The sequence below is a fragment of the Candidatus Hydrogenedens sp. genome, assembly GCA_035361075.1.
GTDB lineage: Bacteria > Hydrogenedentota > Hydrogenedentia > Hydrogenedentales > Hydrogenedentaceae > Hydrogenedens.
In genome coordinates this window covers 1-8,193 of sequence record DAOSBX010000065.1, presented here as the reverse complement: position 1 = coordinate 8,193, position 8,193 = coordinate 1, and the positions used below count along the sequence as shown (strand labels likewise).

The window sequence follows — 8,193 nt, the reverse complement described above, 5'->3', positions numbered from 1 at the left end:
AATCCCCTTACACACGTTCACTTTTTAGTGCGAACGCATGGTTCTGTAGATACTTTTTGGGAATGGATAATTTTAAGACATTTATAGCCGTGTTAGTTTAGGATAATAAATTTTGGATTTTAATCTGTTATGGGAGGTTTAGGATTGTTTTTAGGTAGCTTTTGCCGTAATAGTTAAATAATGATAATGAAGCATTGGCAGTGTCGACTAATTCACGAACCTTTTCAAATTTGGTATTTGACAATGTAATATCCACAATGTCATATCGTTCTTCAAGGTCGTTTAATTCCACACTCGGGTCATTAACAAATCTATCAGGCAAGGTTTTAGAAATCAGTCGGTCTAATGTTTTTGACCAGTTATGTGAACGCCATGCAAGGCAATCTTTTGGTAGACTGTCATTGTATTCAGGGATTTTTCCTTCTTCAAGGACACATTGGTTTCTCCACCAGCATTTATTATTATAACCACTATTAATATTGTTATGCATTTTAGCATTTGATAGTCCTTCAAGGATTTGGAAAGGGTCATCGTGATAGTGCATTGCATTAAGGTATAGTCTGCCCATGAATGTTTCGATAGCTAAATGACGGTTGGATGAGAGCTGGACTGCATTATTTTTTGGGGTGTGCCAACCTAAAATATCTAACAGGTAAATCCAGAGCATTCTCAGTGCTGAATAGCCAGGGAGTGCGGTGGTATGGTATGGCATGGACAAATCGCCTATGTAATGTAATCCCCAGCCAGAGAATCGCCAGCCCCAATAATTATGTCCTGTGGCAAAGGCAAATTTTGCAAGTTCTTTATAAAGGTAAATACGATACTCGGTATATGACTGTTTGAGGAAGGGTGCAAAGAGTGTTATAATAGGATTTTCATGGAAGAAGCCCATGTGGAATGGTGCCTGGGAACCGAAGTCAAGATTTGGATTTCCGAAAGGTTGGACACCAAATCCGTATATAGCCCCGACCTCAGTTTGATTATCCTTGAATAGTCCTGTATCTATACCATAATCGGGTTCATTTGAGGCGGAGGCTAAAACATCTATAGGCATTACTTCTTCACCTTCGTTAAGTGCGATGAAACAAAATAGTTCAAATTCTTTAGTATTGCTCAGGATGCATACTTCATTGATATTTAGAAGTGTTTTACCTTCTGGTGGTTGGTCTGCATATCCTACGTAATAAAGGGGTGTTTTTGTGTTGGGGTTGATTCGTATTGCGTTGAAAAAGCGTTGACGAATGTCTTGTGCACTTCCTGTGGGTGTGAAGACCAGATTATTTGGGCAAGGTGCATAGGCAGTGACATTTTTCTGTGCCCACGCTTCGACATTGGCTAAAACTTGGGCTAATCCTTGCTCTTCTGCGATGAGGAAGTTCTCTAATGATTCAGCCTGTACAGCGGAAGCATTTGCGACCTCAGGCATCGTTTCCATTACTGCGCGTGTAAATAATGGGTGGTGTTGCCATGAGTATCCCGAGATGTGGCATACAATCAAAGAAAATGTAATGACAATGGTTCTTGTGAATAACGATTTCTTTAGCATAATTTTTCTCCTAATAAAAACTTTTCTGTTTGTTTCACATGGAACATTTTCATAAGTTTCTGGTAAATAATACAATAGGGGCATTGTCTCATAACATTTACCCTATTATATATACCTGCATGTTTCACATGAAACATTTTGTTAACTAATTATTTATTAAACACTTACAGGTTATCCCTTCATTCCAGTCAAGGTAATTCCCTGAATAAACTGTCGTTGAGCAAAGAAAAACAAAGCAATGACTGGAAGTGTCATTAATACAGATGCTGACATCATTAACTCGAATCGAGCAAACCATATTAACATTGCATGTAAAGCAAAAAGTCCCAAACTCAGCGGGTATTTTTCCTGGTCGGTTAGGAATACTAAAGGTCCCATGAAATCATTCCAAACCCATAGGAAGGTAAAGATGGCAACCGTGGCTAATGCTGGCTTGATTAGAGGTAAAATGACATGTCGGTATATCCCTAAGTAACTGCATCCATCGATTAACGCACTATCCTCTAAATCTCTCGGTATGCTTAACATGAACTGTCGAAGCAGGAAAATAAAGAAAGCATTGCCAAAGAAAGAACTTGCCCATAAAGGCACTAACGTGTTATACAATCCTAATGTTTTCCAGATTAAAAAGGCAGGAACCAATGTTACCTGTGCGGGTATCATTAATGTTGCTAAAATAAGGATAAAATAATAATCTCGTCCAGGCCAGCGAAGTCTTGCAAATGCGTATGCTACAAACGATGCTGAAAAAACCTGCCCTATGATATTCATTACCACCAAGAACAGACTGTTATAAACATAGTTCTTGAGTGGTATTTCCCTTAGCACTTCCCGATAATTACCCCATGCTTTACGAGCAAGAACCATAGGATATGAAATTTTCTTTATGTGTAAGCGAAGCCGAATTTTATCTTTTGGGGTTTCAGTTGCATCGCCTATTTGTTTTACTGTATACCAACTTTTCATCATAATACTTTTATCTTCATCACTTGCGACTTGCCAAAGACAATCTTGCCACTGGTCATACTGGAGATATACTGCCTCTGTTGATTGAAACCGTTTTCCGCCGATGTCAATAGTTGCAAGGACTGTAAACCAAGACTTATCGCCTCGTAAGCCAAGCCGTAATTTTTTAAAGTCCTCTGCGGAGATATTGCAATCTGCAACTGTTTCGATAGTGAATTCGCTACTTTTCGAAAAATCGTAATGAATTTCAATCCCTTTCCGACTGAAGTAGCTTAGTCGAGGCACCAATTGAGCACATGTCCCATAAATGTGCCATTGTAATGTTTCCGCATCTCCGATGCGAAACGTTTCCGCATCCCATGTTTTTATTAACAGTTCTCCGACTGCGACACGACGATAAACGATATCAAAATTATTTATTACAGTATCCATATTTATTTCATTAGAAATCCATGTGCTAAATTTTTCAGGCTCATCACTCCATAATTCTTTCGGCATTCTCCGAAATAGACTACCAAGGATAACATCCGTAAGGGTCGGTTCATTTAGATAAGGCTTGATAAATTCTGGAATATCGTTTTTTATTAGGTATAATCGTTGTTTAACTGCATCTCGCCCTATTTCCAGAAAGGTTTTCCACCGTTCATCATCAACATCCACAGGTTGGATAGGTAGTTCATTCGCGTTTGCTCCAAAATAGGGTGATGTTATCACATGTGCAGGGATAGGAGGAAACCAGCTCGGTGGATAAAGTTCATCAGGCGACTTAAAACTCGTTCCTATAAGCCATACGAACGGAGCAGAAAACATAATGGCACCTAATAGAAGGAGACAATGATAGATACCAAAGCGAAACCATCGCCATATTTTGATAATTTGCTTATTGCTCACGTTCATAATAAACCCACTTTTGCGATACTTTCAATTGTAATATAGTCAAAACAAGTATAATACCAAATAAAATCCATGCTAACGCTGAGGCATATCCCATGCGAAGATATTGGAAACCGTTATTGAAAAGGTAATACGCATAGAATAAAGTTGAGTCTACGGGACCACCTTGAGTCATAATAAATGCCTGAGTGAAAATCTGGAAAGTACCAATGAACCCCATAATAAGATTAAACAGTATGTAAGGGCTTAACATAGGTAAAGTAATGTAGAAAAATTTACGGATAGCACCAGCACCATCAATCTCCGCCGCTTCATAGAGTTGCACTGGTATCGTCTTCAAACCTGCCAACCATATAATCATACTACCACCTGAAGACCATACCCCCATGATAATAAGGGCTGGTTTAGACCAATTAGGGTCCTGAAGCCAATTAGGACCTACTATGCCTACTTTGGTAAGAACTGCATTCATCATCCCTTCCTGAGGATTAAAAATCCATAACCATAAAATGGACGCAGCGACGCCAGGCATAATTGCTGGGAGATAAAATATAGTCCGATACGTTGCCATGCCTTTCCATTCCCGTTGCAATAACAAGGCGATAGCTAAACTTACAATCATACCTAATGGCACACCTATGGTCATATAAATTGTATTCCACAATGACTTATAAAATAGAGGGTCGCTTATCATGAATCGGTAGTTTTCAAATCCGACCCATTTCGGCGGAGAAAGCACATCATAATTACAAAAACTCATAATGAATGAAAATAACAATGGACCCCCACCAAAAATAAGGAAACCTAAGAACCAAGGGCTTGCAAAGAAATAACCTGCATAATATTCTTTTCTAAAATATCCTTTAGCACTTGACCTTTTGAACAAAATGTAAGTAATTATAGTAATAATAATGAGTATTATAATAACATATACAATTACAATAGGTGTCCATGAAATTGTAGGGTGGTATTTGGGTTTATGGATACGGTCTAATTCTTGCTGGACGATTTGGGTACTTCGGTCTAATGCTTGTTTAGCATTTTCAAGATAATCGGGGCTATATTTTTTGTAGATACCTTCCCACATAGCTCGAACATGTTCATTCCAGAGCAATTGTCCAACAGGCGTAACTGGTCGATACTTTGCTTCGGGCATCATGGATACGAAAGTTTGCATAGATTGCTTGAATGTATTTTCGATGGATGGGTCAGAATATAGATAATGTTCCATAATCCATTGTGTTAGGTCGCTACGAGCACTCATCCGTGGTATAAAAATGGCACCAGAACCTTTCACTTTTTCTGCTTCTGCATTATTTCGTATTTGTATAGCACGTTTTGACATGAGATATTTGATGAATAGCCAGGCTTCTTTGGGATGTCGTGCTGTTGCGGGGATAACATAAGAGAAACCGCCAGTCCATCCAATTCGTGGTTTTCCCTCTGGTGCGGGAGCAGGGACAACGCCGAATCGCATGGAACGTCGAGAATTGGCAATGGGAATCATTGCGAAGTCACCGTCTATTTTCATTGCAACCTTTCCTGCAACAAAGGGGTCAAGGTCGCCTATTAACATTGAGGACTGAAACGCCATAACTTTATCAGCCCCGCCCATAATATCATATAATTCTGACATGTAGGCTAATGCTTCTACGATTTCTTTGCTATTTAGAGTGCAGATTTTACCGTCGGGGCTCATAAATTCACCGCCATTGAGCCATCCATAGATATAGAGCCATGAATTGCCGAAGTTAGGAATAAAGCCTATCTGTTTTATATCACCTCTGGCATCTTTCTCGGTCATGATGACAGATGCTTTTTTTAATTGTTCCCATGTGCGTGGTGGTCCAACTTTATTGGGGTCATTAGGGTCAACACAGCCAATGGCTTTAAGTTGTTCTGCATATTTTTCGAGGAGGTCAAGATTGTAGTATAACCCACGATTATCTGTATCACATGGGATTGCATATAATTTGCCTTCATATTGACTTTCCTTCCAGCATGGTGGAAAGAAATATTCTTCTTTGAGTGTCCATGGGTCATCTGGACGTTCTTTTAGGTCTTCTTCATAGAAATTTTGCAAACATAAAAATGCACCGCGTGAAGCCCATTGTGCTACTGCGAATCGGTCGAAAAATACGACATCAGGTGGGTCTCCTCCTGCCACTGCACAAAGTAGTCGTTGTGGGTCATCTGTCTTATTGAGTGATGCACTTTGCCCCATGACTACTTTTATCTTCGGTTTTCTGTTGATACCATTGTAAAGGTGTTCAAAGTCACGCACCATTTCCCCAACGAAGAAATCCAACTCATTACCCCAATAGTAAAGCCGAACGGTATCCTCAGCTGAAATTGTGCATGTTAAAATGAAAGTAGTAAAGACAAGAATAGGAAATAAGCTATTTCTTATTGCCAATAGTTGTTTATATATATTGCTACCTTTGGTTCTCATTATCTATAAAGAATTTTTTCCTTATGATTGGTTTATTTACTTCTTTATGTTAAGTCAACGAGTGAAATTATTTCAAGCGGATGTTTGTTGTGCAACGGTATATAAAAATTTGTTATTCTCTTATGTGGTTAAGATAGGGAATGATAATAATAATGGAACCAAAAACTATTAAAGAAATACTCACAGAGATTCAGCAAGGAAAGATTACTATTGATGAAGCAATAGAGAAATTAAGATTTGTTCCTTACGAAAATTTATATGATGCAAAGGTAGACCATCATCGCCCACTACGTAAGGGATTTCCTGAAACAATATTTTGTCCTGGGAAAACAGCGGAGCAGATTATTCGCATTTGTAAAGCGATGCTATCTCATGAAACAAATATACTTGCAACACGGTGTAGTAGGGATATTTTTGAAATAGTGAAGCGTGAGATACCACAGGCGGAATACGTTGAACTGGCTCAAGCATTCCGAGTTATTTCCAAACCTATTCGTTATCGTGAAGGCTACATTGCGGTTGTGTCTGCTGGAACAGGTGATACCCCCGTAGCGGAGGAGGCAAGTATTACCTGCGATACTTATGGTTCTCGTGTCGAACGGATTTATGACGTTGGCGTTGCGGGAATACATCGACTGTTTGACCAGTTACCAAAAATACGAGAATCGGTAGCGATTATTGTCTGTGCTGGAATGGAAGGTGCATTACCCAGCGTTGTCGCTGGGTTAGTGAATAAGCCCGTTATTGGAGTGCCGACCAGCATTGGTTATGGCACAAATTTTAAGGGAGTATCTGCCCTTTTAGGAATGCTGAATACATGTGCCTCAGGGCTTGCGGTTGTGAATATTGATAATGGTTTCGGGGCAGGAACATTTGCAGTGACCATACATCAATTAGTTTCACCTGTTTGTGAATAAAAATATATTTGCTCATAGAGGAATAAATGTCATAAAAAATTTTGTCAGATAAGGTAATTTTGAATGAGGATAGCATACTTTGACTGTTCATCAGGAATTAGCGGTGATATGCTGGTCGGCGCATTTCTGGATACAGGTGTACCATTTGATGAACTTCGTTCTGCTTTGAACAGTTTGCCCCTGAAAGGTTATACAATTGCTAAACGGGAAGTTAAAAAAAATGGGCTACGGGCATTACAATTTTCCGTCGAGGTAAAAGAAATTGACGGACATCCACATCCGCATCGGGGGCTTGCAGAAATTACAGAGATTATTCATCAATCCAAATTGCCTGAGGAAGTTAAACAGGGAGCATTACAAAGTTTCAAAAGACTTGCGGAGGTGGAGGCAGAAGTTCATGGGACAACCCCAGATACAATACATTTTCATGAAGTCGGTGCTATCGATGCTATTGTTGACATTGTAAGTGCTCATTGGTGCTGGTGGTATTTGAAAATTCAAAAAGGATATTGCTCCGTAGTAAACACAGGAGGTGGCACGGTTACATGTGCCCATGGAACATTACCCGTGCCTGCACCTGCAACCGCTTTACTGCTTCGAAATTACACCATATTAACAGGGACATGCGATAGCGAGCTTACAACACCGACAGGAGCGGTATTGCTCAATAGCTTTGCAAAACCTACAGGGGAACCTGTTCCACCGTTCAACATCGTAAATATAGGTACAGGAGCTGGGTCAAAAGATATTCCCAATAGAGCAAATGTCTTCCGCTTATTTATCGGCGAGTGCCCAGAGGAAACACGGAGTTGTTCCGAAGAAATCTGGGTCGTTGAAACAAACATCGATGATATGAGCGGTGAACTCATTCCCGTTGCAATTGAAGAATTACTCTCTGCGGGTGCTCGTGATGCCTTCATTATCCCAACAATTGCAAAAAAGGGTAGACCTGCATATCTCCTTACCGTGTTATGTGAAGCATCTCTGCTTCCAGCAATGCGACAAATCCTCTTCGAAAAGACAAGCACATTCGGCATTCGTTACCGAAAAGAAATGCGAACTATACTCGAAAGAAAATGGATACCTGTTGAGACACCTTGGGGTAAAGTAAATGTCAAAATAGGGTACCTCGGCAAAAATATATACCAGATAAGCCCCGAATTTGAGGAATGCCATGCTATTGCAAAGACTTACAACATCCCACTACAAGAAATTTACCACCATGCTATAACCCTCGCACAAAAAACACTAAAATAATCAAAAGATACCCCCCTCTCTCGCCAGATTTTATCATTTTCATCACTATTGTTTAAAAACACAAACTTACAAATGAAGAACAAAATAAAGAAGAGTAAAATATCAAAAAATCATTCATATCAAATCATATCCTTCGTTGCCAAGAAGTATCTACAGAACCA

Annotated in this window: 5 protein-coding genes; 2 read left to right on the top strand and 3 right to left on the bottom strand. The window is 39.6% G+C overall.

Annotated elements, in window-relative coordinates; genetic code table 11:
- Nucleotides 1–127: 127 nt before the first annotated feature.
- The 3 genes from PLJ10_13175 to PLJ10_13165 all read right to left on the bottom strand — a co-directional run bounded on the left by PLJ10_13175 (nucleotide 128) and on the right by PLJ10_13165 (nucleotide 5,858).
- Nucleotides 128–1,546: a hypothetical protein gene (locus PLJ10_13175; protein HOK10597.1), complete on the bottom strand. Its 1,419-nt coding sequence runs from the start codon at nucleotides 1,544–1,546 to the stop codon at nucleotides 128–130.
- 171 nt (nucleotides 1,547–1,717) lie between these two features.
- The gene (locus PLJ10_13170; GenBank protein HOK10596.1) at nucleotides 1,718–3,409 is read right to left on the bottom strand and encodes an ABC transporter permease subunit; all 1,692 of its coding nucleotides are present in this window, start codon (nucleotides 3,407–3,409) and stop codon (nucleotides 1,718–1,720) included.
- Nucleotides 3,393–5,858, bottom strand: coding sequence for an extracellular solute-binding protein (locus tag PLJ10_13165; GenBank protein ID HOK10595.1), 2,466 nt, complete (start codon nucleotides 5,856–5,858; stop codon nucleotides 3,393–3,395). The genes PLJ10_13170 and PLJ10_13165 overlap by 17 nt, the downstream gene beginning before the upstream one ends.
- 152 nt (nucleotides 5,859–6,010) lie before the next feature.
- Between PLJ10_13165 and larB the strand changes: the two genes are divergently transcribed.
- Together larB and larC are read left to right on the top strand one after the other, a co-directional pair.
- The gene (gene larB / locus PLJ10_13160; protein HOK10594.1) at nucleotides 6,011–6,775 is read left to right on the top strand and encodes a nickel pincer cofactor biosynthesis protein LarB; all 765 of its coding nucleotides are present in this window, start codon (nucleotides 6,011–6,013) and stop codon (nucleotides 6,773–6,775) included.
- 63 nt (nucleotides 6,776–6,838) lie between these two features.
- The gene (gene larC, locus PLJ10_13155) at nucleotides 6,839–8,032 is read left to right on the top strand and encodes a nickel pincer cofactor biosynthesis protein LarC (GenBank protein HOK10593.1); all 1,194 of its coding nucleotides are present in this window, start codon (nucleotides 6,839–6,841) and stop codon (nucleotides 8,030–8,032) included.
- Nucleotides 8,033–8,193: the final 161 nt, after the last annotated feature.

Excerpts from the sequence above, each read along its gene's own strand:
- larB (HOK10594.1), top strand. The coding sequence starts at position 6,011 with ATGGAACCAAAAACTATTAAAGAAATACTCACAGAGATTCAGCAAGGA.
- PLJ10_13170 (HOK10596.1), bottom strand. The coding sequence starts at position 3,409 with ATGAACGTGAGCAATAAGCAAATTATCAAAATATGGCGATGGTTTCGC.
- PLJ10_13165 (HOK10595.1), bottom strand. The coding sequence starts at position 5,858 with ATGAGAACCAAAGGTAGCAATATATATAAACAACTATTGGCAATAAGA.
- PLJ10_13175 (HOK10597.1), bottom strand. The coding sequence starts at position 1,546 with ATGCTAAAGAAATCGTTATTCACAAGAACCATTGTCATTACATTTTCT.
- larC (HOK10593.1), top strand. The coding sequence starts at position 6,839 with ATGAGGATAGCATACTTTGACTGTTCATCAGGAATTAGCGGTGATATG.